At 60.9% G+C, this 23735-nt stretch carries 26 protein-coding genes; 5 read left to right on the top strand and 21 right to left on the bottom strand.

What is annotated here, in order from left to right; all coding sequences use genetic code 11:
- Window positions 1-16: 16 nt before the first annotated feature.
- The 3 genes from BLO50_RS15175 to BLO50_RS15165 are packed head-to-tail and all read right to left on the bottom strand — an operon-like array spanning window position 17 to window position 2373.
- Entirely contained in the window at window positions 17-1057 is a 1041-nt protein-coding gene (locus BLO50_RS15175) for a COX15/CtaA family protein (RefSeq protein ID WP_090254392.1), read from the bottom strand.
- 25 nt (window positions 1058-1082) lie between these two features.
- Window positions 1083-1667, bottom strand: a complete 585-nt coding sequence (locus BLO50_RS15170) for a hypothetical protein (RefSeq protein WP_090254390.1) — start codon at window positions 1665-1667, stop codon at window positions 1083-1085.
- Window positions 1642-2373, bottom strand: coding sequence for an SURF1 family protein (locus BLO50_RS15165; protein WP_090254388.1), 732 nt, complete (start codon window positions 2371-2373; stop codon window positions 1642-1644). Before BLO50_RS15165 ends, BLO50_RS15170 begins: the two co-directional genes overlap by 26 nt.
- A gap of 88 nt (window positions 2374-2461) precedes the next feature.
- On the opposite strand from BLO50_RS15165, the gene BLO50_RS15160 reads away from it, so the two are divergent.
- Window positions 2462-2665, top strand: coding sequence for a twin transmembrane helix small protein (locus tag BLO50_RS15160; protein WP_090254385.1), 204 nt, complete (start codon window positions 2462-2464; stop codon window positions 2663-2665).
- Window positions 2666-2671: 6 nt separating this feature from the next.
- On the opposite strand, the gene BLO50_RS15155 is transcribed toward BLO50_RS15160, so the two are convergent.
- Genes BLO50_RS15155 through coxB form a run of 4 tightly spaced genes read right to left on the bottom strand, consistent with a single transcriptional unit; the run spans window position 2672 to window position 6893 of the window.
- The gene (locus BLO50_RS15155; RefSeq protein ID WP_090254383.1) at window positions 2672-3568 is read right to left on the bottom strand and encodes a cytochrome c oxidase subunit 3; all 897 of its coding nucleotides are present in this window, start codon (window positions 3566-3568) and stop codon (window positions 2672-2674) included.
- A gap of 12 nt (window positions 3569-3580) precedes the next feature.
- Window positions 3581-4147: a cytochrome c oxidase assembly protein gene (locus BLO50_RS15150; protein ID WP_090254382.1), complete on the bottom strand. Its 567-nt coding sequence runs from the start codon at window positions 4145-4147 to the stop codon at window positions 3581-3583.
- Window positions 4148-4159: 12 nt separating this feature from the next.
- Window positions 4160-5764 (bottom strand): cytochrome c oxidase subunit I, encoded by a 1605-nt coding sequence (gene ctaD / locus BLO50_RS15145; RefSeq protein ID WP_090254380.1) that lies wholly within the window; start codon window positions 5762-5764, stop codon window positions 4160-4162.
- Window positions 5765-5768: 4 nt separating this feature from the next.
- Window positions 5769-6893 carry a cytochrome c oxidase subunit II gene (coxB, locus tag BLO50_RS15140; RefSeq protein WP_167146082.1) on the bottom strand — a complete coding sequence of 375 codons (1125 nt, stop codon included), beginning with the start codon at window positions 6891-6893 and terminating at the stop codon, window positions 5769-5771.
- A 362-nt stretch (window positions 6894-7255) separates the two neighbouring features.
- Here coxB and BLO50_RS15135 point away from each other — a divergent pair, with 362 nt between their 5' ends.
- Entirely contained in the window at window positions 7256-7912 is a 657-nt protein-coding gene (locus BLO50_RS15135) for a hypothetical protein (RefSeq protein WP_090254376.1), read from the top strand.
- A gap of 54 nt (window positions 7913-7966) precedes the next feature.
- Here BLO50_RS15135 and BLO50_RS15130 read toward each other — a convergent pair whose 3' ends face one another.
- From BLO50_RS15130 to BLO50_RS15120, 3 genes are all read right to left on the bottom strand, one after another.
- Window positions 7967-8695, bottom strand: coding sequence for a carbonic anhydrase (locus BLO50_RS15130; protein WP_090254374.1), 729 nt, complete (start codon window positions 8693-8695; stop codon window positions 7967-7969).
- Window positions 8696-8813: 118 nt separating this feature from the next.
- Entirely contained in the window at window positions 8814-9872 is a 1059-nt protein-coding gene (locus BLO50_RS15125) for a PA0069 family radical SAM protein (RefSeq protein ID WP_090254372.1), read from the bottom strand.
- 91 nt (window positions 9873-9963) lie between these two features.
- Complete coding sequence (locus BLO50_RS15120; RefSeq protein WP_186343826.1) at window positions 9964-10890, bottom strand: AEC family transporter; 927 nt, start codon at window positions 10888-10890, stop codon at window positions 9964-9966.
- A 92-nt stretch (window positions 10891-10982) separates the two neighbouring features.
- On the opposite strand from BLO50_RS15120, the gene BLO50_RS15115 reads away from it, so the two are divergent.
- Entirely contained in the window at window positions 10983-11387 is a 405-nt protein-coding gene (locus BLO50_RS15115; protein WP_090254368.1) for a GFA family protein, read from the top strand.
- On the opposite strand, the gene BLO50_RS15110 is transcribed toward BLO50_RS15115, so the two are convergent.
- The 9 genes from BLO50_RS15110 to BLO50_RS15070 form a co-directional block, all read right to left on the bottom strand.
- Window positions 11384-13336: a DUF7844 domain-containing protein gene (locus BLO50_RS15110; RefSeq protein ID WP_090254366.1), complete on the bottom strand. Its 1953-nt coding sequence runs from the start codon at window positions 13334-13336 to the stop codon at window positions 11384-11386. The genes BLO50_RS15115 and BLO50_RS15110 overlap by 4 nt on opposite strands.
- Window positions 13333-13653, bottom strand: coding sequence for a DUF2388 domain-containing protein (locus tag BLO50_RS15105; RefSeq protein ID WP_090254365.1), 321 nt, complete (start codon window positions 13651-13653; stop codon window positions 13333-13335). The genes BLO50_RS15110 and BLO50_RS15105 overlap by 4 nt, the downstream gene beginning before the upstream one ends.
- Window positions 13654-13759: 106 nt before the next feature.
- The gene (locus tag BLO50_RS15100) at window positions 13760-14077 is read right to left on the bottom strand and encodes a DUF2388 domain-containing protein (protein WP_090254363.1); all 318 of its coding nucleotides are present in this window, start codon (window positions 14075-14077) and stop codon (window positions 13760-13762) included.
- A 79-nt stretch (window positions 14078-14156) separates the two neighbouring features.
- A complete protein-coding gene (locus BLO50_RS15095) occupies window positions 14157-14363 on the bottom strand; it encodes a DUF1127 domain-containing protein (protein ID WP_090254361.1) in 207 nt (68 codons plus the stop codon).
- A gap of 265 nt (window positions 14364-14628) precedes the next feature.
- The gene (locus tag BLO50_RS15090; protein WP_090254359.1) at window positions 14629-14844 is read right to left on the bottom strand and encodes a DUF1127 domain-containing protein; all 216 of its coding nucleotides are present in this window, start codon (window positions 14842-14844) and stop codon (window positions 14629-14631) included.
- 381 nt (window positions 14845-15225) lie between these two features.
- Window positions 15226-16662 (bottom strand): NAD(P)(+) transhydrogenase (Re/Si-specific) subunit beta, encoded by a 1437-nt coding sequence (locus BLO50_RS15085; RefSeq protein WP_090254357.1) that lies wholly within the window; start codon window positions 16660-16662, stop codon window positions 15226-15228.
- Complete coding sequence (locus BLO50_RS15080) at window positions 16662-16976, bottom strand: NAD(P) transhydrogenase subunit alpha part 2 (protein WP_090254355.1); 315 nt, start codon at window positions 16974-16976, stop codon at window positions 16662-16664. Before BLO50_RS15080 ends, BLO50_RS15085 begins: the two co-directional genes overlap by 1 nt.
- Window positions 16977-16990: 14 nt before the next feature.
- Entirely contained in the window at window positions 16991-18112 is a 1122-nt protein-coding gene (locus tag BLO50_RS15075) for a Re/Si-specific NAD(P)(+) transhydrogenase subunit alpha (RefSeq protein ID WP_090254353.1), read from the bottom strand.
- 554 nt (window positions 18113-18666) lie between these two features.
- The gene (locus BLO50_RS15070) at window positions 18667-19575 is read right to left on the bottom strand and encodes a LysR family transcriptional regulator (RefSeq protein WP_090254352.1); all 909 of its coding nucleotides are present in this window, start codon (window positions 19573-19575) and stop codon (window positions 18667-18669) included.
- Between the two features lie 196 nt (window positions 19576-19771).
- On the opposite strand from BLO50_RS15070, the gene BLO50_RS15065 reads away from it, so the two are divergent.
- Both BLO50_RS15065 and BLO50_RS15060 read left to right on the top strand, forming a co-directional pair.
- Window positions 19772-20950: an acyl-CoA dehydrogenase gene (locus BLO50_RS15065; RefSeq protein ID WP_090254350.1), complete on the top strand. Its 1179-nt coding sequence runs from the start codon at window positions 19772-19774 to the stop codon at window positions 20948-20950.
- Window positions 20951-21070: 120 nt separating this feature from the next.
- Window positions 21071-22294, top strand: a complete 1224-nt coding sequence (locus tag BLO50_RS15060) for a CaiB/BaiF CoA transferase family protein (RefSeq protein WP_090254349.1) — start codon at window positions 21071-21073, stop codon at window positions 22292-22294.
- 6 nt (window positions 22295-22300) lie between these two features.
- Here BLO50_RS15060 and BLO50_RS15055 read toward each other — a convergent pair whose 3' ends face one another.
- Both BLO50_RS15055 and BLO50_RS15050 read right to left on the bottom strand, forming a co-directional pair.
- A complete protein-coding gene (locus tag BLO50_RS15055; protein ID WP_090254347.1) occupies window positions 22301-23491 on the bottom strand; it encodes an NnrS family protein in 1191 nt (396 codons plus the stop codon).
- Window positions 23478-23732, bottom strand: coding sequence for a hypothetical protein (locus BLO50_RS15050; RefSeq protein ID WP_090254345.1), 255 nt, complete (start codon window positions 23730-23732; stop codon window positions 23478-23480). The genes BLO50_RS15055 and BLO50_RS15050 overlap by 14 nt, the downstream gene beginning before the upstream one ends.
- Window positions 23733-23735 lie beyond the last annotated feature (3 nt).

The raw sequence follows: 23735 nt of genomic DNA, 5'->3' as shown, positions 1-23735 counted from the left end.
TCCTCGATTGTTCTTGTTATTTGCCGGGCAGCGCGACAAAACCAGCCTGCGCGCTTGTCACCGGGGATGCCAGCCGTACGCCGCTGCGCAGCCGATAATTGATCAGCACCAGGGTTAGCAGCAGCGCCGCGCCACCGAGGTTATGCGCCACTGCCACCAGCAGCGGCAGATGAAACACCACGTTGCTGATGCCCAGGCTGATCTGCACCGCCAACGCCAGCACCAGCAGCCCGGCCAAGCGCGCCAGGCCATGGCGCTTGAGTTGCCAGGCCAACAGCAGCAGCACCAGGGTCACCAGCAGCGCGCCGATGCGGTGGGTCATATGAATGGCGGTGCGTGCGTCACTGTCGAGCTGACCGCCGAGGTAGTTGGGGCCGATATGCTGGGTCAGGTGAAAGCCGTTGGCGAAGTCCATCGCCGGCCACCATTCGCCGTGGCAGGTCGGCAAATCGACGCAAGCGACCGCCGCGTAGTTGCTGCTGACCCAGCCACCGAGGGCGATCTGCCCGATCACCAGCAGCAGGCCGAGCGCCGCCAGGCTGCGCAGTCGCGCGGGAAGATTGGCCAAGGCGGCCGCCTTACCGGATAGCCGCAGCGTTAAAAGAAACAACAGGCTGAGGGTGGCGAAACCACCAAGCAAATGCGCAGTCACCACTTGCGGCCAAAGCTTGAGCGTTACCGTCCACATGCCGAATGCTGCTTGCAGCGTCACCAAGCCCAACAAGAACAGGGGCAGCTTGAGTGGTTGATCTACCTCGCCACGGCGGCGCAGCGCCTGTACCGCCAAGCCGAGAATCACCAAACCCAGGGCGCCGGCAAAATAGCGGTGGATCATCTCGTACCAGCCCTTGGCGACTTCGACCGGCGCTTCGGGGAAACGCGCCTCGGCCAAGGTCTGTTTATGCTCACTCATCGGCACGCCGATAAAGCCGTAGCAACCAGGCCAGTCCGGACAACCGAGGCCGGCGTGGGTCAAGCGGGTATAGGCACCGAGCAGCACCACCACGACCGCCAACACAGTGGCGAACAGGGCGAAACGGTAACCGGGCTTGCTCATCATCAGTCCTTAGCCGTGGGCAGCATTAACCAATTTGCGAGATTTTCAGCAGGTGCCGCAGGTCGTTGAGAATCGCCTTGCCCTTGCTGGTGGCGTCATAACGCAACACCAGGTTGCCGCGCGGGTCGACAATCCACAGCTGCGCGCCGGAGGCGGAGCCGGCGGTTTTGCCGTAGGCATCCAGCTGCAGCTGATAGCGCGCCAGTTGCGGGTATTCGCGGCGCAGCTGGGCGTCATAGTCGCCAGCGATGGGCTGGGCAGTGGCCAAACCATGCGCAGCGCGGCTGACATCACGGTTTAGGCCGATATGCACCTGGCGGGCGAGGAACACCAGCTCCTTGCAGGCGGTATCGCAGACATCCGGTACGGTCACCAGCAGTTGCCAGCGCTGTTCATCGGCACCGACCACGCCGAGGTCGGCGCGGGTCTGCCCGGTGCCGATCAGTTCGCCGTGGTAGCTGCGAGTTTCCGGCACCCAGAAGCGCCACTGATACATGGCGCTGGCGAGGATCATCGGGCCGATAACTACGGCCAGAATCAGGATCAGTTGCAGCCGCCCACGGCGACGCTGGCTGGGCGACACTTCAGGCAGGGCGATGGCTGGGTTCATGGCGAGTCTCCCGCGCGTTAGATAGACCTAAATAGATAAACAGGCAGAGCAAGGCCGCCGCCAGGGCGAACCATTGCACGGCATAACCGAGATGTTTGTCGGGGCTCATGGCGATAACCGGCCAATCACTTTGAAATGACGCGGGGCCAGGCTTGAGGCGCACCTCATAGCTCAGGCCACCACGCCCCAGTTGCTGCCAGAGGTCATCCGGCTTGACCTCGCTGACCACCTGCGGCCAGCCTGCAGTCGGTTGCGCACCCTGCAGCTGAAACGCTTCGCCCAGCGGCACATACACCGTGGCTTGCAGACGCAGCGGCGTATCCGGGGTGGCGAAGGTTGGGCTGATGCGCCGATCCGGCCAGGGCAGCCAGCCGCGATTGAGCAACAGCCAGAGACCGCTGGTTTGGTCATAGAAGGGTTGCAGCACTTCCACGCCAACCTTCCCGTCGCGGGTGCGGTTGTCTAGCAGCAGGGTATGCCGCGCATCGAAAAAGCCCTGCAGCTGCACACGTTGGTAAGCCGGATTGGGCAGGCGCTCCAGCTCATCGATGCTGATCGGTGCGGCCAGTTGCTGAGCCTGATGTGCGGCCAACAGCTCGCGCTTTTCTTCGGCACGTGCCAGCTGCCAGAAGCCTAGGGCGAGCAGGCAGGGAAACAGCAGCAGCACCAGTACGCTGGGCAGCCAGCCAGGACGGAAGGTGCTCATGGCAACCTCCCTAAAGCCCTGCACAAGCTGGCTATACTGCAGCTGAAGCGCATTTCCCTTCCCCCGAAGTTCCGCTTGGGAGTCACGCATGCTCAAAGCCGCGATCGTCCTGTTACTACTGGCTACTCTGGTCAGCCTATTCAGTGGCCTGTTCTTTCTGGTCAAGGACGAAGGTAGAACCTCCCGTGTGGTCAACGCGCTGACAGTACGCGTGAGCCTCACTGCCTTGACCGTCGCACTTATTGCCTGGGGTTTCTACAGTGGCCAACTGGTCTCGCATGTCACCTGGTAAGGCTCGTCACAGCACATAAACGAAGACGAACAAACCAATCCACACCACATCGACAAAGTGCCAGTACCAGGCTGCCGCCTCGAAGCCGAAGTGTTGCTCGGGGCTGAAATGGCCGCGAATAACCCGAATCAACATAATGCTCAGCATCAGCGCGCCCAGGGTTACGTGGGCGCCGTGGAAGCCGGTGAGCATAAAGAAGGTCGCGCCGTAGATGCCCGAACCCAGGGTCAGGCCCAGTTCGGTGTAAGCGTGGATATATTCCTCGACCTGCAACACCAGAAAGGCAATGCCGAGAATCACTGTTAGCGCCAGCCAAAGGGTCAGCGGCTTGCGGTGGTTCTTGCGCAGCGCGTGGTGGGCGAAGGTCAGGGTAAAACTGGAAGTGACCAGCAGAATGGTGTTGATCAGCGGCAATCCCCAGGCGCTGATGGTGCCACTCGGCGCCGGATAGAGTTTCGGGTCAGGCGTATTGAGCAGCGGCCAGGTGTATTCGAAGCCCGGCCAGAGCATATTGCTCACCCCTTTGTCGCCCTCACCGCCGAGCCAGGGACCAGCCCAGGTGCGCACGTAAAACAGCACGCCGAAGAAGGCGGCAAAGAACATCACCTCGGAGAAAATAAACCAGCTCATGCCCCAGCGGAACGAGCGGTCCATTTGTGGGCTGTACATGCCAGAGCGGCTTTCCTTGATTACATTGCCGAACCAGCCGAACAGCATATAGGCGAGAAACAGGCCGCCGATAAAGAAGATCAGCGGGCCGTTGGAGTCGGCGCGATCGGCCTTCATGTCGTTGAACCAGGTGCCTACGCCGTACACCGAGAACAGCATGCCCAGAGTGGCGATGATCGGCCACTTGCTCTGGGCCGGGACGTAATAGCTTTCGTGAGTTTCGTGACTCGACATTTATTGTTCTCCTTATGGAGCCGCCCGGGTAAGGGTCGCTTGTGCCACCGGCGGTTTGCGCACGGTGATATCAAACAAGGTGTAGGCCAGGGTCAGGTGGCGAACATCTGCCGGTAAGTCTCTATCGACGATAAACCGCACTGGCATTTCGATACGCTCACCGGGTTGCAGCACCTGCTGGGTAAAGCAAAAACACTCGGTCTTGTGGAAGTAGGCAGCGGCTTTGGACGGCGCCACACTGGGGATCGCCTGCGCGGTCATCGGCTTGTCGGTGGGGTTATAGGCGACAAACAGCATCTGCGTGCTGTCACCCGGATGCACCAGAACCTCGTCGGCCTGAGGACCGAACTCCCAGACCATCTCGGCGGCGTTGGTGGCGAGAAACTGCACCCGCACCTGGCGCGACTCATCGGTGCTTTGCAGCCCAGCCTCATAGGCACCGGCGGTTTTGCCGTTGATGCCAAAGGCCTGGCACATCACGTCATAGATCGGCACCAGAGCGAAGCCGAAGCCGAACATGCCGACCACCACCAGTGACAGGCGGATAACCAGGTGGCGGGTCGACAGGGCTTCGCTCATCGGTCGGCGTCCTTACTTCACTTCAGGTGGCGTGGTGAAGGTGTGATAGGGCGCTGGCGACGGCACTGTCCATTCCAACCCTTCGGCACCGTCCCAAGGCTTGGCCGCAGCAGGCTTGCCGCCACGGATGCACTTGATGACGATAAACAGGAACAGCAACTGAGTGGCGCCGAACATAAAGGCGCCGATGCTCGAGACCATGTTGAAGTTGGCGAACATCATGTTGTAGTCCGGGATACGTCGCGGCATGCCGGCCAGACCAACAAAGTGCATCGGGAAGAACGCCATGTTCATGCCGATAAAGCTCATCCAGAAATGCAGCTTGCCGAGGGTTTCGTCATACATATGCCCGGTCCACTTCGGCAGCCAGTAGTAGGCCGAGGCGAAGATGCCGAAGATCGCACCAGGCACCAGCACATAGTGGAAATGCGCCACCACGAAGTAGGTGTCGTGGTACTGGAAGTCCGCCGGGGCGATGGCCAGCATCAGGCCGGAAAAGCCACCGATGGTGAATAGGATGACGAAGGCCACCGAAAACAGCATGGGCGTTTCAAAGGTCATCGAGCCGCGCCACATGGTGCTGGCCCAGTTGAACACCTTCACCCCAGTCGGCACGGCGATCAGCATGGTCGCGTACATAAAGAACAGCTCACCGGTCAGGGGGATGCCGACGGTAAACATGTGGTGCGCCCAGACGATAAACGACAGGAAGGCGATGCTCGCCGTCGCATAAACCATCGAGGTGTAGCCAAACAGCGGCTTACGGGCGAAGGCCGGGATGATCGCACTGACCGCGCCGAACGCCGGCAGGATCATGATGTACACCTCGGGGTGACCGAAGAACCAGAACACGTGCTGGAACAGCACTGGGTCACCGCCACCAGCGGCACTGAAGAAGCTAGTGCCGAAGTGGATGTCCATCAGCATCATGGTCACGCAACCGGCCAGTACCGGCATTACCGCGATCAGCAGGAAGGCAGTGATCAGCCAGGTCCAGACGAACAGCGGCATCTTCATCAGGGTCATGCCGGGGGCGCGCAGGTTGAGGATGGTGGCGACCACGTTGATCGCGCCCATGATCGAACTGATACCCATCAGGTGCACGGCGAAGATAAAGAAGGTCACCGACTCCGGCGCGTAGGTGGTCGACAGCGGTGCATAGAAGGTCCAGCCGAAGTTCGGTCCGCCGCCCTCCATAAACAATGTGCTGATCAACATGCCGAACGCAGCAGGCAGCAGCCAGAAGCTGAAGTTGTTCATCCGTGGCAGGGCCATGTCCGGCGCGCCGATCATCAGCGGAATCATCCAGTTGGCCAGGCCAACAAACGCCGGCATCACTGCACCGAAGACCATGATCAGGCCGTGCATGGTGGTCATCTGGTTGAAGAATTCCGGCTGCACGATCTGCAGGCCCGGCTGAAACAGCTCGGCACGAATCACCATGGCCATGCTGCCACCCAGCAGGAACATGGCGAAGCTGAACCACAGGTACATGGTGCCGATGTCTTTGTGGTTGGTGGTCAACACCCAGCGCATCAGGCCTTTGGCAGGGCCGTGGTGATGGTCATGTCCGGCATGACCGTGGCCAGCGTGGCCCGGATCGATCACTGCACTCATGTCCTTACTCCTGAGCCTGTTTGAACGCGAGGATGTCTTTCGGCGTAACCATGTCGCCTACCGCATTGCCCCAGGCATTGCGCTCGTAGGTAATGATCGCGGCGATATCGACTTCCGAGAGTTGCTTGCCAAAAGCGGCCATCGAAGTACCCGACTTGCCGTTGACCACGATGCCGATATGACCGGCCGCAGGTCCCATGGCAATCGCCGAGCCTTTGAGTGCAGGGAACATCGGCGGCAGGCCTTCACCGGTTGGCTGGTGGCAGGATGCGCAGTTGGTCTGGTAGGACTTCTCGCCACGCGCCATCAACTCGTCCATGGTCCACTCTTTAGTGGTCAGCTCACGTTCGGCAGCCGCTGCAACCTTGCGCTCGGCGAGCCAGGTGGCGTAGTCCTCTTTCGACTTGGCTTCTACCACCACGGGCATAAAACCGTGATCCTTGCCGCACAACTCGGTGCACTGGCCACGGTAGATGCCCGGCTCGTCGATACGTGTCCAGGATTCGTTGATAAAACCAGGGATGGCGTCCTTCTTCACCGCAAGTGCCGGCACCCACCAGGAGTGAATCACGTCGGCGGCGGTGATCAGAAAGCGCACTTTGGTGCCGACCGGCACCACCAGCGGCTCGTCCACCTCGAGCAGGTAGTGCTCGCCCTTGGTGGCCTTGTTGTTGATTTGATCCTTGGGCGTGGTCAGGTTGCTGAAGAACTCGACATCTTCACCCAGGTATTTGTAATGCCATTTCCATTGATAACCCGTGACCTGAATATCCAGCTCGGACTCGCTGGAGTCATAGATCTCGATCAGGGTCTTGGTCGCCGGTATCGCCATCAGCACCAGAATCACCAACGGCACGACCGTCCAGAGAATCTCGACCGTGGTGCTTTCATGGAAGTGCGCGGGCTGCTGGCCTGTTGAGCGACGGTGGACGAGCATCGACCAGAACATCGCGCCGAACACGATCACGCCGATGACGACGCAGATCCAGAAGATGGTCATGTGCAAATCAAATACTGAGCGGCTGACCTCGGTGGCACCGGGCGTCATATTGATGCCCCAGCTGGCGTGTGCCGAGCTGAATACCAACCACAACAGGAGGCCCATCCAGACTCGTGGATGTCGCATCATTGCGGGTTCCCCTTAATTGTTCTTGTTATCCCGCCGAATCGGTCAGTGGCTCAGCAAGCGCAGATCTTTACGGTGAAAATGCCTGCGAGGACTGTCCATGCCAGAGCCGATTCGGAGTTATCAGGTACTGCCTTTCGAATTCGAGTATAGACACGGACTTACACCTGGCAACGCGAAAGCCGAAATGAGCCATGTACTGCAGACCACACGCTAAAGACCACGGCTGACGCGGGATCGGCGGAGGTTGGCGCTGCGACATATAGCCGACTCGCATAACTGTTTAATAATTATGACAATCGGGTCTTAGCCAAGACGCTCAGCCAGCTAAGGTTCTCGCCCATGTCCTCATTTCAGGAGCAGTCATGAACATCGCCGCTTTGCACGTACTGATTCAGCGTGCGCACCAACACGAAGCCAGCACGGGTCAGCTGGCCAGTCAGATGCAAGCCCACCTGGGTCAATTGCACCCCTCCATTCGCCTGCCCAATGAAGACACCCAAGGCGTGTTGCAGCGTTTTGTCAGCGCGTATATCGAACAAGTGCCAGAACTGTTGCAGGCGGCCCATGAGGTATCGCTTGAAGCAGGAATCGAGGCGCAGATCAAACCGGTGCTCAAGGTGGCTGAGCAGTTTTTTCTGCAACCGCCAGCGCTGATGGCCGGCCATGAGGGGCTGGAGGGATTACTCGACGAGGCCTATCTGGCCCATCGCTTGGTCGAGGAAGTGAATGATCGCTATATCGCCCACTTGGGCACGCCGTTGATTCCGCTGGATACCACAGTGGCCAATCTGATCGCCCACCAATTGATTGGCGAGGCCTTTGCCAACCAATTGGACGAGGCCGTGCACCATGCGGTCGACGGCATGCTCGACGAGGCCAGCTTTGCCCATGACTCAGTGCAAGCCTACCGCGAACGCCTAAACAACCCGCAGACAGATGCGGCCTGGAAGCGCTGGCCATGCCTATCTCGGCAGCTCGGTGTGGAGCTGCAGCTGAATGAAACCCGCGCGACGGGTTGACTGGCCTTAAACCCAGCGCGCGTTTGCCTAGGCAGGTGGTTATTCAACAGCCTGCTAGCTGTTCGGCAGATAGCGCGCACGGGGGGTGGCCATGGGCAGCGGGCCCTCGCCAATCAAGCGAAACTCACCTTTCACCGCGTCGTACGCTTTGATCTCGCTGGTCTCGATGTCGTACACCCAGCCGTGAATAAACAATTGGCCGCTGGCCACCCGCGCCGCCACAGACGGGTGGGTGCACAGGTGATTGAGCTGAGCCACCACGTTCTCCTCGGTGAGAATGCCCAGCCTGTCATGGCCTTCACAGCCGCAGTTCGCCTCGACTACCTTGAGCGCCACTTCGCTGTGACGCAGCCAGGCTTTCACCGTCGGCATACTCTCCAGGGTTTCGGGGGCCAACACGGCCTTCATCGCACCGCAGTCAGAGTGGCCACAGACGATGATGTGTTGCACGCCAAGCGCAAGCACTGCGTACTCGATGGCGGTGGACACCCCACCCATCATCTGGCCGTAAGCCGGCACCACGTTACCAACGTTGCGGTTGACGAACAGGTCGCCCGGCGAGCTTTGAGTGATCAACTCCGGCACCACCCGCGAGTCGGCGCAGGTGATAAACATCGCGCGTGGGTTCTGCGCAGTGGCGAGCTTTTTGAACAGGTCTTCCTGCTGCGGAAAGATTTCGCTGCGAAAGCGCTTGAAACCATCAACGATGGTCTGCAGGGCTTCCTCGGCACTCTCAGTGCCTGTGCGACCTTGCAGCGGAATCAACTGATGCTTGTATGGCATGTTTGCGACCTCTGAACCTGAAAAAACCTGCTAAAGCGACAGCCAAGCAGGCTGGCAAGTCACATGCCAAGTGTTACTGCCCTGAACCCTCACGGCAATCTTTAACGGTACCTGCCCATTAGAGCAGCGCCAGCTGACCACCCGGCGGACAGAAGCGCGTGCAGTCCAGATTGAACCCCTCACGTCGATTCAGGCCCAGGCGCTTGCTGGCCAGGGCAAAGCGTTGCGCGAGCAGTTCAGCAAACGCCCCTTCACCCCGAAAACGCAGACCGAAGCGGCTGTCATACAGCGCACCTCCACGGCTCTGCCGGATCAGGCTGAGCACATGCTCAGCGCGCTGCGGGTAGTGCGCCTGCAACCACTCCTCGAATAACGGTGCCACTTCGCGCGGCAGACGCAGCAGCATGTAATTGGCGCTCTGCGCGCCAGCGTCCTTGGCCGCTGCCAGCAAGTGCTCCAGCTCCATATCGTTGATCATCGGGATCATTGGCGAGCACAGCACGCCGACCGGAATACGGTTATCACGCAACACACGGATCGCCCGCAAACGCGCCGCAGGTGCCGCTGCACGTGGCTCCATGATGCGTTTGAGTTCGTCATCCAGGGTGGTCAGGCTGATCATCACCGCCACCAGCCGCTGCTGCGCCAGCTCAGTAAGCAGATCAAGGTCACGCAGAATCAAGGCACCCTTGGTGATGATGGTCACGGGATGACGGTAGTCGAGCAGCACCTTGAGGCTGTTGCGGGTCAGCAGGTGCTGGCGTTCGATCGGTTGATAGGGATCGGTATTGGAACCCAGGTTGATCGGCGCGCAGACATAGCCAGGCTTGCTCAGCTGCTGTTCGAGCAGGGCCACGGCATTGGTCTTGGCGATCAGCTTGGTTTCGAAATCCAGCCCCGGCGAAAAATCCCAGTAAGCGTGGCTGGGCCTGGCGTAACAATAAATGCAGCCATGTTCACAGCCACGGTAGGGATTGAGCGAGCGGTCAAACGGCAGGTCTGGCGACTGGTTGCGGGTGATGATGCTTTTTGCGGTTTCGCTGCGCACCTCGGTCGCCCGACTGGGCGGCACCTCCTGAAACCAGCCGTCATCGCTGGCGATAATGCGCTGCGGGGCAAAGCGGTTATGCGGATTACTGGCGGTACCGCGACCGCGCGGCGGCAGAGAAACGGACATGGCTGACTCCATAAATTACTGTATATAAATACAGTAATTTATATGTACCACCAAGCACCGACCATCCGCCCGACCTTTCCCGGGATATGAATCAGCCAACCACCAGTAGCAACAGCAGCGGCAAACTGACCGCTGCCAGCAGGGTTTGCAGGGTGATGATGCCGGCCATCAATTGGCTGTCACCGCCCAACTGTCGGGTTAATACATAGGCTGTAGGTGCAGTTGGCAGAGCAAAGAACAGCACCAATACGGTGCTTTCCATCGCCGGCAACTGCAGACCGTAGGCCACCGCCCAGGCCAGCATCGGCATGCCCAGCAGACGCAGCAGGCTGTTCCACCCCAGGGCCGGAATCTCACCACCCAACTGTTCAGGTTTCAGCGCCGCACCAACGCAAAGCAGGCCCAGCGGTAGGCTGGCGGCAGCCAACAGACTGAGCAGCCGATCACTGCCGCCCGGTAGACCGAGACCGCTGAGGTTGACCAGCGCGCCGCCCAGGCAGGCGAGGATCAACGGATTCTTCAGAATCGGCAGCAACAGGCTGCGCGCACTGACGCCACGCTCGGCGGTCAGCGACCAGACGGACAGCACATTCACCGTCGGCACCATCAGGGCGAGCATGATGGCCGCCAGGGTCAGGCCGTCCTGACCAAACAGGCTGCCCACCGCTGCCAGGCCGAGGTAGGTGTTGAACCGCAGAATGCCTTGGCTGAACGCGCCAAAACGTCCTGCTGGCCAGCCCCGTATGCGCCGTACCAGCAACAGCGCCAGCCAGGCGATGCCCAGCGCCAGCAGCACGGCCAGACCCAGGCGCGGCAACGCTGGATTATCCAGTGGCGCCGTCGCCAGGCTGCTGAACAGCAGCGCCGGGAACAGCATGAAATAGTTCAGCCGCTCAGCACCCGGCCAGAACGCCTCATTGGGGAACGCCCAGCGGCGCAGGTAATACCCAGCGACGATTAAGGCAAACAACGGCCACAAGGCCAACAGCAACTCCAGCACGGCAACCTCCAGCCACAGCTAAGCCGCCATCTTGAGCAGCCAACAGGGGTGACGCAAGGATGATATCGGGATTAGGCTGGCTTACCTGCCCTTTGCGATGAGGACACGCCATGCCTGCTATTCATCAAGGTGGCTGCCAGTGCGGCGCATTGCGCTATCAGTTCGCGGCGCCACTGCAGGACATTGCCCACTGCCATTGCTCGATCTGCCGACGCAGTACAGGGGGCATAGTTACCACCTGGGTTACCGTGCCGCTGGCGAGCTTTCGCTGGCTGGCCGGCACACCGCGTGAGTACGCCTCATCGCCCAGTTGCACGCGTTATTTCTGTGGGCAATGCGGCGCGCATCTGGCGTTGTTCACCCGGCTCAGTCCGGAGACCCTGGATGTGACCGTGGCGACGCTGGACGAACCGGAGCAGGCCCCGGCGGATCGACATATCTGGGTGCAAAGCCGTCTGCCGTGGCTGCACCTCGACCTGCAGCTGCCCGAGGAAGATCAGGAACTCATGGACTAGGGCAACTGCAGACCGCCGCCGGCTTTGTGCAGCGTGCGCAGATGCTTGCCCAGTTGCGTCAGGTTGGCTTCAGTGGCCTGTAATTCGGCCAGGTGCGCCGGCTCCAGCAGGGTGCGCACTTCCTGGTCGAGATTGTCGCTGAGCTGGCGCAGTTGCTGCTGACGCGCCTGGCTTTCGGTTTCCAGGCGCTGCCATTCGGCGCGCTGTGGCAGGCCGTAGCCACCTTCGAGCAACTCGGCCGGGCGACTGAGGAAACCGCTGTTGGCGAGGATCTGCTGCAGCGCGCCGCCGGCCTTGTTCACCGTGGGATCAACGCCATCACGGCCGCTGAGGTAGCGGCGCTTGAGTTCATCCTGAGCCAATAACAGTTGCCGACGCAGTGCCGCCTGTTCGAGCAACAACAGCGCCGCGCTGGTGCGCAGATCGGCGCGGTCGAACCAGGGTTGGCGCTTCTCGGCTGGCTGGGTCAGCCAGTCCTCAACCTGCGTTTGCTCAATCGGCAGCTGCGCCTGAAGCACGCTGAACATGGCCTGGTAACGGTCACGGAACGAGTCGAAGCGATAACCCAGACGCAGGGCTTCGGCGGAGTCGTTCAGCACATTGCGGTCGGCCAAATCGCGCGCCACCAGCGTATCGAGCAAGCCGTTGGGCATGATGCTGTCGAGCGCGTGCAGACGCGGGTGCTGGCTGCCGCTGCGCAGCAGCTTGAGGGTTTCCACGGCGCAGTTGTTGGAGATAAACCAGTAGTTGCCGTCATAACTCCAGTGCTGCTCGGCAGCGCGGGTCACCAGTTGTTCGAGCTGCACACGGTCCAGTTTGAGCGGCACCGAGGCCAGGCTGCGCAGCTCGACCTTGGTGTATTCCTCGATCACCTGCTCCAGCGGCAGAACGAACAGCCGCGAGGGATAAACCCCAGTCAGACCATCCCAACTCGATAGCTGCACGTCGCCGACAAAGGCGCGGTAGGACAGCACCAGATGCTCCTGCAGATCCAACCGGCAATCCGGCCCACGCGGCCGCCCAGGCGCGCAGATGACCAGGCGCAGCATGCTGTGGCCCCAGCGGCTGGCCAGTGCATCGTTGGCTTCGGCCAGCAGGTAATCGACCTGATAAACCCGCTGCGGATCGATGCTGCCCAGCGGTTGGCGGGCAAAGTCCCGCCCGGCATTCAAGTAAGCCAAGCCTTCAGCACAAGGCTGCTGGCTCGCCGGCGTCCAGGCGAAATGCGCGCTCAGGTAACGCGCCAGCGAGGGCCGGCGACAGGCATAGCTGGGGTCGAGGAGGAAGTACTCCATGTTGACGGCGATAAACTCGCGCGGGTTGCTCAGCTCATAGTTATCCGGGCTGCGCGCGACCTGATGATTGTCCGGCTCGCGCGCACCATGACGCCCTACCTGCTGTGGCCAGCCGGCCAGGTCCAGCAGCAGCGGATCATCGCTCAGGGTGAAGCGCCGCGTGGTTTGCCCGCGGCAGTGATCCGGCAAGCCAACGGCTCCAAGACTCTGTTCGCGTTGGCGACACTGGCGCTGCAACTGCCGATCCTCCGGCGGCCAGAGCTGGGCACGGTCATATAGATGGGTGATTTCATGCAGCACGGTCGCCAGCAACTCTTGGCGCACGCTGCCATGGGTACGATTGGTTAGGGTGGTGGCGCTGCTGCCGTCACTTAACCCTGGCAGCAACGCGGCATTCAGTTCGATGCCGCTGAACCGCCCGGCGCGGCCATACACCTGCGCAGGCAAGCTACGCCAACGCACACTGACGCGGCGGTCGAGTTGCTGCTTGAGGCGTGGTGGCAAAGCAGCCAAGGCGTCTTGCAGCAGTTGCTGGCTAGCCTGGCGCTCAGCAGGGCTGAGCTCGGCGTCCGCTAGCTGCAGGCGCAACTCAGCCTGGCTGCAGGTGCTGGCCAGTAACGCCAGCCCGAGCAGCCAGGTACGCGGCCAACTCACAGCGCCAGGATGGCTTCGGCCAATACCAGGTCGGAAGCGCCTTGCGCCTCAGGCACTTGGCTGCGGATGGTGCTTATAGCGGCTTCCAGCTGAGCGCCGCGGATCTGCCCTTGGCTGGCGACGAAACTGGCCGCATCGTCACGCGCCGCGAGCACGACTTTCGAGTCGCGCACCGAGGTGGTGGTATCTGAGGTGAAGTCGAAGGTGCGATCCAGCGCGCGTACGATGATATTGCTGGTCGCTACCAGGGTTTGCGCCTGTGCAGTGGCACTGAACAGAACAACTGCAACTACGGCACTGAGCAAGATAGGGCGCATATACATCTCCAATAATCAGCCATCACGTCGTTTGGACTGGCTTAGACGAGCAGTGTGCCACACAGTTCCGCCAGCGCTTCTGGCTAAGCGCTGGCAGCACACACACTCAGAGGCTAAGGATGGCCGTCGCCAACTGCATATCGTCGCCCTGTAACGTCGGCACCTGCTGACGGATATGTTGCAGAGCGGCCTCCAGGCGCGCCCCACGGATGTCGCCCTGGCTGGCAACAAACGCGGCAGCATCGTCGCGCGCGGCCAAGACGATCTTATCGTCGGTAAAGGAAGACGACACATCGGAACTCGCCTCCGAGGTCGCCCCGACCGCACCCACCACCGCATCAGTGGTGACCACAAAGCTGGTGGCGCTAGCCGTGCCGGTCAACGCCAGTAATGCCGCAAGGCTCAAGGTCTTTATCGCATTCATATCCACGCTCCTGAAAAGGCCCAACAGACAGGCTGGGTTCAGTGTAGACCTTGACGATGCGGGTTGGTTGCCAGGCAATTTATCTCCAGAACGGCTTTGCCAGCTCCACCTGTCGTTGCGCCTCAGTAATACCTGCATCGGCCAGCTGACGACTATCGAGGCGCGCCAATTGGCTTCGAGTCCGCAGATTACGCTGCCAGCCACAGAGCGCGGCATAGACACGCAACCAGAGCGGTTGATTTACCCGAGCCGTTGCGTTGGATGGGTGTTTGAGCGTGCGTTCCATGGCGCAATTCCTTGTCAGAGACAGAAGAGGGCAGTCCATGGTGCGCGCAAGCTGACAGCAGGGTCAGAGACAGCACCTGAAAATTGTTATGGCGCAGTAAGCTTTTTATAAGAACTGTACCGCTTAACAGCACAGCAGACTGTTGCAGCTACGCAATTGCTTCAGCGCTTTCCACGGCACATAAAAAGAAAGCCCCAACACGCAGGGCGCTGGAGCTTTCAAAAATCCCATTAAGGGAGGAGCAGAAATCGGTGTCTGGCAGCAGTTAACGCCAGAAGGGCTTGCTCAGTTCAGCGTGACGCTGTGCTTCGCTGATACCGGCGTCTGCGAGCAGACGGGAGTCCAGACGAGCCAGCTGGCGGCGGCTAACAACGCGGCGCTGCCATTGCAGAACAGAAGCCAGCATGCGCAGCGGCAGAGCGCTGGAGCCGGTGGATTGGCTGTGATCGAAAAACAGGTCGGAACTGAGGGTACGTTCCATGGTGGTCATCCTTCCGCTTGTGGCGGGTCAGTGGTGTGTTGCGATGGGAGAATTATTGCCGTTGCCCCCACTTCGCTGTAGCCACAGCTGAATGAAATTGCAGCACAAATAGATAGTTTGCTTTGTAACTGTTTGACCTGTTTTACACTCAGCTGTACTGGCCATAAGTGCTTTAGCCTAAAAACGGTACGAAAGCAGATGAAAGACCTGCGGTTAATATTGAATTTCAGTGAAACCATATAGGTACAGTTTCAAATTGCACTTATGTGACAGCTGACCTGTTTTTCAGATTTTGCCTTGAGAAAAACACTTTTCTGATCGAGTGGACAGAAAAAAGCCCGGCTATTGAGCCGGGCTTTTTCTACAGCGTCGCAGCGAGGATTAGTCGACCGCTTTAACCATGTCTTCGATGACTTTCTTGGCGTCGCCGAAAACCATCATGGTCTTGTCCAGGTAGAACAGTTCGTTGTCCAGGCCGGCGTAGCCGCTGGCCATCGAGCGCTTGTTGACGATCACGGTCTTGGCTTTATAAGCCTCGAGGATCGGCATGCCGGCGATCGGCGACTTCGGATCGTTCTTCGCCGCCGGGTTGACCACGTCGTTGGCACCGAGCACCAGCACCACGTCGGCCTGGCCGAACTCGGAGTTGATGTCATCCATCTCGAACACCTGCTCGTAAGGCACTTCAGCCTCAGCCAGCAGTACGTTCATGTGGCCAGGCATACGACCGGCAACCGGGTGGATCGCGTATTTCACGGTCACGCCACGGTGGGTCAGCTTCTCAGCCAACTCCATCAACGCGTGCTGGGCACGGGCTACTGCCAGGCCGTAACCCGGAACGATGATCACAGTGTCGGCGTTGGTCAGCAGGAAAGCCGCATCGTCGGACGAGCCAGACTTAACCGGACGCGCTTCCTGAGCACCGGCAGGGCCAGCTGCTTCAGCCGCGCCACCGAAACCACCGAGGATCACGTTGAAGAACGAACGGTTCATCGCCTTGCACATGATGTACGAGAGGATCGCGCCCGAAGAACCTACCAACGAACCGGCAATGATCAGCATCGAGTTGTTCAGCGAGAAGCCGATACCAGCAGCCGCCCAGCCCGAGTAGCTGTTGAGCATCGACACGACGACCGGCATGTCCGCGCCGCCAATCGGGATAATGATCAGCACGCCGATGACGAAGGCCAGGGCCAGCAGGATGGCGAAGGCGGTGATATCACCGGTGAAGGTGTACACCAAGCCCAAGCCCAGAATCGCCAGACCGATGGCCAGATTCACCCAGTGTTGGCCCTTGAACTGTACCGGGGCGCCCTGGAACAGGCGGAACTTGTACTTGCCCGAGAGTTTACCGAAGGCGATCACCGAACCGGAGAAGGTGATGGCACCGATGGCCGCACCGAGGAACAGCTCCAGACGGTTACCGGCCGGAATCGCATCGCCCAGCGCCGCAACGATACCCAGCGACTGCGGTTCAACGACAGCGGCAATGGCGATAAACACCGCTGCCAGGCCGATCATGCTGTGCATGAAGGCGACCAGTTCCGGCATCTTGGTCATTTCCACGCGCTTGGCCATGATCGAACCGGCAGTACCGCCGACCAACAGGCCAACAATCACGTAGCCAATGCCCTGGGTGGCGATTTCCGCACCCAGCTTGTAGATCAGGCCTACGGTGGTGAGCACGGCAATGCCCATACCGATCATGCCGAACAGGTTGCCGCGACGCGACGTTGTCGGGTGCGACAGACCTTTAAGCGCCTGGATAAAGCAGATCGAGGCGACGAGGTAGAGAACAGTGATCAGATTCATGCTCATCAGTGCTTCTCCACCTGCGCCTTAGGCGCTTTCTTCTTGAACATTTCCAGCATGCGCCGGGTTACCAGGAAGCCACCGAACACGTTAACCGCAGCCAGAGCCACCGCCAGGGTGCCCATGGTCTTGCCGAGCGGAGTCACGGTCAGCGCGGCAGCCAACATGGCGCCGACGATAACGATGGCGGAAATCGCGTTGGTCACTGCCATCAACGGGGTGTGCAGGGCCGGTGTCACGTTCCATACCACGTGGTAGCCCACGTAAATGGCCAGCACGAAGATGATCAGGTTGTAGATGCCGTCAGAAATCATATCCATGAGCGGTGCTCCCCTTAGCCGTTAGTGCGCACGACGTTGCCGTCACGGCACATCAGGCACGCAGCGACGATGTCGTCTTCAAGGTTGAGGTGGAACTTGCCTTCGCCGTCGATAACCAGCTTGAGGAAGTCCAGCAGATTGCGTGCGTACAGCGCCGAAGCATCAGCCGGCACCAGGGCTGCCAGGTTGCTGTGGCCGACGATGGTCACGCCATGCTGCACCACCACCTGTTCAGCGACGGTCAGCGGGCAGTTGCCGCCTTGCGCTGCAGCCAGGTCGATGATCACCGAGCCAGGCTTCATTTCCGCCACGGTGGCGGCATGCAGCAGGGTCGGTGCCTTGCGGCCCGGGATCAGTGCAGTGGTGATGACGATATCAGCCTGCTTGGCGCGCTCATGCACCGCCTTGGCCTGACGCTCCATCCACGAAGCCGGCATCGGCCGCGCGTAGCCGCCAACACCCTGGGCGCATTCGCGCTCTTCATCGGTCTCGAATGGCACATCGACGAACTTGGCGCCGAGCGACTCAATCTGCTCCTTCACCGCCGGACGCACGTCCGAAGCCTCGATCACCGCACCCAGGCGCTTGGCCGTGGCGATGGCCTGCAGGCCAGCTACACCAGCGCCGAGAATCAGAATACGCGCGGCCTTCACGGTACCGGCAGCGGTCATCAACATCGGCATAAAGCGCGGGTAGTGATGCGCGGCCAGCAGCACAGCCTTGTAGCCGGCGATGTTGGCCTGCGAGCTGAGCACGTCCAGGCTCTGCGCGCGGGACGTGCGCGGGGCAGCTTCCAGGGCGAAGGCGGTCACGCCGCGAGCATTGATGCGCGCGATGGTCTCGTTGCTGAACGGATTGAGCATGCCCACCAATACGGCACCGGCTTTCATGTGCGCCAGCTCAGCATCGGTTGGGGCAACCACTTTCAGCACCAGATCGGCACCAAAAGCAGCAGCGTCGTTGCCGATAGCCGCGCCAACCGCTTCATAGGCGCTGTCCGGAATGCTCGCGCTAACGCCAGCACCGGTCTGAACAGTCACCTGATGGCCTTGGCCGATCAGCTTCTTGATGGTTTCGGGAGTTGCGGCAACGCGCGTCTCACCAGCATGGGTTTCGAGAGGAACACCGATGTGCACTTCAATTCTCCTGCGTGATCTTTTTGGTGAACCGGCGCACTGCGGGTGGCACGCGGGCATTAGGGAGGATCAGCACAAACCCGCTCAGGCTTCAGTTGCACAATGGCGGGGCGCGGCATTTTGCAGGCGATAGCCATTGCCTTCAAGGCGTTATGAAGTAAAACCTTGCGATAACTACAAGTCACTGCATGACCTTATAGGCAGCCAATTCCTTGCAAGCCTTTTGGATAAAGGCCTGCAGCGTTTTCGCTGGGATAAATCGAGACCGATGCATTCTTGAAACAAATACAGCGCCATCAGATCAACGGCGTTGCCGTTATTCGCGCAGTAAACCCCTGTTTCAGTGGGCTGCAGCGGTGTTTGTGTGCAAAAAATGCAACACCCTGTACCTGCTGTAGGCAGCGAAAGTGTAGCCATCCAGATAGCTGACTACGGGGTCAACATGCATCCGGCGCGCACTCTAGACGGCCGGTCTCGGGAGGTAACGTATTTTACGACCAGTTGCCGCCGAAGCCTTGACGGTCTTTTTCGCCAACAACCTGACAGGCTGTTGTCTATTTCAGGCCATGGGTCAAAGCATAAGCGTGTGCCTCGCGCACCAGCCAATCCCGCAAGAGCATAAGGGCTGCTGACTCCAACTTGCGCTCCGGAATCATCAGGTAATACGCCTTGTCCGTCGGCAGACTGAGTGGCGCAGCAATCACCAAGCGCCCCTCATCCAACTCACGGCGAATCAGAAACGGCGGTATCAGCGCCACACCCATCTCATGCATGGCCGCCTGGGCCAACATGGAGAACAGCTCATAACGCGGCCCGGTCATATCGCGCACGTTACTCACCCCCTGGGCATTGAACCACTGGCGCCAAGCGTAGGGCCGCGTGGTCTGCTGCAGCAGCGGCAGACTGGCGATCTGCTCGACACTGAGCGCCGCCTGCCCCGCCAGCAAGGCAGGGCTGCACACCGGCATCGGGTTTTCGCTCATCAGCAGGTGGGCCTGGGTACCGGACCAATCGCCATCACCGAAGTACACCGCCGCGTCGAACTCGGTATCGGCAAACAGAAAGGGCCGCGTGCGGTTGGTCAGGTTGACCGTGATCTCGGGATGCAGGCGCTGAAAATCCTTCAAACGCGGTAGCAACCATTGCGTGCCGAAGGTCGGCACCACCGCCAGTTCGATGCTCATCGCGCCCTGCTGGCCCATCACCGCCAGGGTGTCGCGCTCCACGGCATCAAGCTGACCGGCCACGCGCCGCGCATAGGACTGCCCCGCCTCCGTCAGCACCACGCCACGGCGCGAACGGCGGAACAGCTCGATGTTAAGGAAAGCCTCCAGCGCGGCTATCTGCCGGCACACAGCGCCCTGAGTCAGGCTCAGTTCCTGCGCCGCCTTGGTAAAACTCTGGTGCCGAGCAGCGGACTCGAACGCGATAAGGGCGGCGGTGCTGGGAATCTTGCGGCGCATCTGTGCGTCACCCTCACTTTGATCGGTTAAATAGGCCGACTAAAGCTATCCTGAAGTGAGCAAATTGCACAACTGCGTGCGCAATACTCGTTTGCCTGCCTGCCACAAGCGGCCTAGGATCAATCCACTCACCGGCGAGCGCAGCGCGGCTGCGCAGATACCCGCCCTATCACTGTCTGATTTCGAGGTTTTCGCGATGGCCAAGGCAAGCTTCAACTGGATCGACCCGCTGCTGCTCGACCAGCAACTGACCGAAGAAGAGCGCATGGTGCGTGACAGCGCCCAGCAGTTTGCCGCCGACAAGCTGGCCCCGCGCGTACTTGAAGCCTTCCGCCATGAGCAGACCGACCCGAAAATCTTCCGTGAAATGGGCGATACCGGCCTGCTCGGCGCCACCATCCCCGCTGAGTACGGCGGCAGCGGCCTGAACTACGTGTGCTACGGCCTGATTGCCCGCGAAGTCGAGCGCATCGACTCCGGCTACCGCTCGATGATGAGCGTGCAGTCGTCGCTGGTGATGGTGCCGATCTATGAATTCGGCAACGAAGCGACCAAGCAGAAGTACCTGCCCAAACTGGCCAGCGGCGAATACATCGGCTGCTTCGGCCTCACCGAGCCGGATCACGGCTCCGACCCAGGCTCAATGATCACCCGCGCGAAGAAGGTCGACGGCGGCTACCGCCTGACCGGCGCGAAGATGTGGATCACCAACAGCCCAATCGCCGATGTGTTTGTGGTCTGGGCCAAGGATGACGCGGGCGAGATTCGCGGCTTTGTCCTGGAAAAAGGCTGGCAGGGCCTGAGCACTCCGGCGATTCACGGCAAGGTTGGCCTGCGTGCGTCGATCACCGGTGAAATCGTCATGGACAACGTGTTCTGCCCGGAAGAAAACGCCTTCCCCGACGTGCGTGGCCTGAAAGGCCCGTTCACCTGCCTCAACTCCGCCCGTTACGGCATCAGCTGGGGCGCGCTGGGTGCGGCCGAGTTCTGCTGGCACACCGCCCGTCAGTACACCCTCGACCGCAAGCAGTTCGGCCGCCCGCTGGCGCAAACCCAGCTGATCCAGAAGAAACTCGCCGACATGCAGACCGAGATCACCATGGCCCTGCAAGGCTGCCTGCGCCTGGGCCGGATGAAGGACGAAGGCACCGCTGCGGTGGAAATCACCTCGATGATGAAACGCAACAGCTGCGGCAAGTCCCTGGATATCGCGCGCATGGCCCGCGACATGCTCGGCGGCAACGGCATCAGCGACGAGTACGGCGTGGCCCGCCACCTGGTCAACCTGGAAGTGGTCAACACCTATGAAGGCACCCACGACGTCCACGCGCTGATCCTCGGCCGCGCGCAGACCGGCCTGCAGGCGTTCTTCTAAACCGCTTCGGAGGATGGGTTAACCGCGCAGCGGCGTAACCCATCACTCGGCCGATGGGTATCGCTGCGCTCAACCTGCACGGCCCGACCCATCCTACGTTTCCACTTTCGAGATATCCCTATGCCCGGCGCACTCTCGCATATCCGCGTACTCGACCTGTCCCGCGTACTCGCCGGGCCCTGGGCCGGGCAGATTCTCGGTGACCTCGGTGCCGAGGTGATCAAGGTCGAGCGCCCCGGCAGCGGCGACGACACCCGCCATTGGGGCCCGCCCTATGTGAAAGATGCCGAAGGCAATGACTCGCGCGAGGCGGCCTACTTCCAGAGCGCCAACCGTAACAAACAGTCGGTGACCCTGGATTTCACCCAGCCCGAAGGCCAGCGCCTGGTGCGTGAGCTGGTGCAGAACTGCGACGTGCTGCTGGAGAACTTCAAGGTCGGTGGCCTGGCGGCTTACGGTCTCGATTACACCTCACTGAAAGCCATCAACCCACGGCTGATCTACTGCTCCATCACAGGCTTCGGGCAAAACGGGCCCTACGCCAAGCGAGCAGGTTATGACTTTATGATCCAGGGCCTCGGCGGGCTGATGAGCCTGACCGGCAAGCCCGACGGCGAGGAGGGCGCCGGCCCCATAAAGGTCGGCGTCGCCCTCACCGATATTCTCACCGGCCTGTACGCCACGGTCGGCGTGCTGGCGGCACTCAACCAACGTGAACAATCCGGCCTCGGTCAGCATATCGACGTCGCACTGCTCGACGTGCAGGTGGCCTGCCTGGCCAATCAGGCGATGAACTACCTGAACACCGGCGTCGCGCCCAAACGCCTGGGCAACGCTCACCCGAATATCGTGCCTTATCAGGATTTCCCCTCGGCCGACGGCAACTTCATTATCGCCGTGGGTAACGACGGACAATTCCGCAAGCTGTGCGAGGTTGCCGGCCTGACGGCGCTGGCCGATGACCCGCGTTTTTCTTCAAACAAGGCGCGTGTCGCCCATCGCGTCGAGCTGATCCCACTGCTGCGTCAGGCCACGGTGTTCAAGACCACTGCCGAATGGGTGACGCTGCTGGAAGCCGCCGGCGTACCGTGTGGGCCGATCAACGACCTGGCCCAGGTATTCGCCGACCCACAAGTACAAGCGCGCGGCCTACGCCTCGACCTGCCCAACAGCCTGGGCAGCAGCACCCCGCAGGTCGCCAGCCCGCTGCGCCTGTCCGAGACCCCGGTGGAATACCGCAACGCACCACCCCTGCTCGGCGAACATACCGAGCAGGTACTCACCCGACACCTGGGCCTAAGCCCGGAACAGATAGCCACCTTGCGTGAAGCTGGGGTGCTGTAGAGCGCGCTAACCCGGCTGCCCATCCACGCGCGAAGTGCAGAACATCACCGCGTAGTAGCGTACGAACAGGGCAAAGGCCGCGATCCACAACAGGCTGGAAAGCCCCAGTCCAGCAGCGGGCGCAAACGGCACCAGCAGCACCCGTGCCAAAACCGCCAGCTGAAGACTGGCAAACGCCCAGCCCATCGCGACCGGCGGCTGCAACGGCCGACCGGTATGCCCAAGGCTGACCCGCGCCAGCATCGCCAGAATCGCCCCGCCGACCGTGCCTAATGCCATGGCGTGATAGGCCAAGCTGGCATTGCTCAGCCAGCCGGCATGCCAGGTCGCCAGGGCCAGTAACGCCAGCGGCAACCAGGCATAGGCCAGATGCAATGACCAGAGCAGCGGTACGCGCCAGATCCCGGCGTCGTACCAGTGCCATAAACGCACACCATGCAGCGCAACCAGAGCCAGCAACAGCGGCAGCAGCCATAGCGACGGTTGCAATGCCAAGCCGCTGGCAAACAGCAGCGCCAGGCTTAGCGACAACAGCAGCACCAGCAGATCCAGGCGCGGCCGCGGTGCAGCAGGCTCCGCTCGATTAAGGCCACGTTGGGTAAAGAACGGAATCACCCGCCCACCGATGATGCTCACCAGCGCAGCAATCAGCCACAACCCGGCCAATGCACCGCGCCGCTGCACAGCGTCTTCACCCAGCGCCAGCCCATACAGCAGCAGCCACTCGCAGCTAGCCATCAGCAACAGCACAACCACCAGCGGGTAGTTGCGCCACTGGCGCACCGTCCATAGTTGCCGTCCCAGCAACAACGCCAGCAGCGGTAGAAAGGGCAATTGCAGCGCCAGCAACAGTGGCAACGGCGCACCGAACAGCCAGGCCAGTCGCGCCAGCAACCACAAGCCGAACAACGCCGCCAGCGGCCAACCGCTCAGGCCTGGCCGCCCCGTCCAGTTCTGCACGGCGGTGAGCAGAAAGCCGGCAATGATCGCCACTGCAAAACCGAACGGCAGTTCATGCCGATGCCAAGCCAAGCTACCGCCCACCGGCTGCCAACCCGGCAGATAGCCCAGTAATGCCGCCGCCCACAGACCGATTGCCAGCACGGCAAACAGCGCGCCACCGAGAAAGAACGGGCGAAAACCCAGCCGCCACAGTGGCGCAATGGCCAGTTCCTGCTGGCGATCACGCAACTGCACAGCAGGGCTCCTGTTGCGTGCGCAGATGTTGCTGCGCGGCCAGGCGCAGCACATAACCGAGCTTAAGCAGGCCTGGGCCAATGATCGTCAGCGCGTGCGCCGTAACCAGGCTGCCCATGCTCAGCTGCGCCTCCAGGCCATAGGCGCCCAGCAGGCCGCTAAGCAAAAGCAGCACGCCGGCCAGCAGCATGCGGTTCGCCAGTTGCAATGCCCGCGATGGGCAGGATAGATACGCCAACATAAT

It is taken from the genome of Pseudomonas peli (assembly GCF_900099645.1).
In the GTDB taxonomy this organism is placed as follows: Bacteria; Pseudomonadota; Gammaproteobacteria; order Pseudomonadales; family Pseudomonadaceae; genus Aquipseudomonas; species Aquipseudomonas peli.
This window is presented reverse-complemented; position numbering and strand designations above follow the sequence as displayed.

Bases quoted from the DNA above. Each gene is read 5' to 3' on its own strand.
- BLO50_RS15175 (WP_090254392.1), bottom strand. From the start codon at position 1,057: ATGAGCAAGCCCGGTTACCGTTTCGCCCTGTTCGCCACTGTGTTGGCG.
- BLO50_RS15170 (WP_090254390.1), bottom strand. From the start codon at position 1,667: ATGAACCCAGCCATCGCCCTGCCTGAAGTGTCGCCCAGCCAGCGTCGC.
- BLO50_RS15165 (WP_090254388.1), bottom strand. From the start codon at position 2,373: ATGAGCACCTTCCGTCCTGGCTGGCTGCCCAGCGTACTGGTGCTGCTG.
- BLO50_RS15160 (WP_090254385.1), top strand. From the start codon at position 2,462: ATGCTCAAAGCCGCGATCGTCCTGTTACTACTGGCTACTCTGGTCAGC.
- BLO50_RS15155 (WP_090254383.1), bottom strand. From the start codon at position 3,568: ATGTCGAGTCACGAAACTCACGAAAGCTATTACGTCCCGGCCCAGAGC.
- BLO50_RS15150 (WP_090254382.1), bottom strand. From the start codon at position 4,147: ATGAGCGAAGCCCTGTCGACCCGCCACCTGGTTATCCGCCTGTCACTG.
- ctaD (WP_090254380.1), bottom strand. From the start codon at position 5,764: ATGAGTGCAGTGATCGATCCGGGCCACGCTGGCCACGGTCATGCCGGA.
- coxB (WP_167146082.1), bottom strand. From the start codon at position 6,893: ATGATGCGACATCCACGAGTCTGGATGGGCCTCCTGTTGTGGTTGGTA.
- BLO50_RS15135 (WP_090254376.1), top strand. From the start codon at position 7,256: ATGAACATCGCCGCTTTGCACGTACTGATTCAGCGTGCGCACCAACAC.
- BLO50_RS15130 (WP_090254374.1), bottom strand. From the start codon at position 8,695: ATGCCATACAAGCATCAGTTGATTCCGCTGCAAGGTCGCACAGGCACT.
- BLO50_RS15125 (WP_090254372.1), bottom strand. From the start codon at position 9,872: ATGTCCGTTTCTCTGCCGCCGCGCGGTCGCGGTACCGCCAGTAATCCG.
- BLO50_RS15115 (WP_090254368.1), top strand. From the start codon at position 10,983: ATGCCTGCTATTCATCAAGGTGGCTGCCAGTGCGGCGCATTGCGCTAT.
- BLO50_RS15105 (WP_090254365.1), bottom strand. From the start codon at position 13,653: ATGCGCCCTATCTTGCTCAGTGCCGTAGTTGCAGTTGTTCTGTTCAGT.
- BLO50_RS15100 (WP_090254363.1), bottom strand. From the start codon at position 14,077: ATGAATGCGATAAAGACCTTGAGCCTTGCGGCATTACTGGCGTTGACC.
- BLO50_RS15095 (WP_090254361.1), bottom strand. From the start codon at position 14,363: ATGGAACGCACGCTCAAACACCCATCCAACGCAACGGCTCGGGTAAAT.
- BLO50_RS15090 (WP_090254359.1), bottom strand. From the start codon at position 14,844: ATGGAACGTACCCTCAGTTCCGACCTGTTTTTCGATCACAGCCAATCC.
- BLO50_RS15085 (WP_090254357.1), bottom strand. From the start codon at position 16,662: ATGAGCATGAATCTGATCACTGTTCTCTACCTCGTCGCCTCGATCTGC.
- BLO50_RS15080 (WP_090254355.1), bottom strand. From the start codon at position 16,976: ATGGATATGATTTCTGACGGCATCTACAACCTGATCATCTTCGTGCTG.
- BLO50_RS15070 (WP_090254352.1), bottom strand. From the start codon at position 19,575: ATGCGCCGCAAGATTCCCAGCACCGCCGCCCTTATCGCGTTCGAGTCC.
- BLO50_RS15065 (WP_090254350.1), top strand. From the start codon at position 19,772: ATGGCCAAGGCAAGCTTCAACTGGATCGACCCGCTGCTGCTCGACCAG.
- BLO50_RS15060 (WP_090254349.1), top strand. From the start codon at position 21,071: ATGCCCGGCGCACTCTCGCATATCCGCGTACTCGACCTGTCCCGCGTA.
- BLO50_RS15050 (WP_090254345.1), bottom strand. From the start codon at position 23,732: ATGTTGGCGTATCTATCCTGCCCATCGCGGGCATTGCAACTGGCGAAC.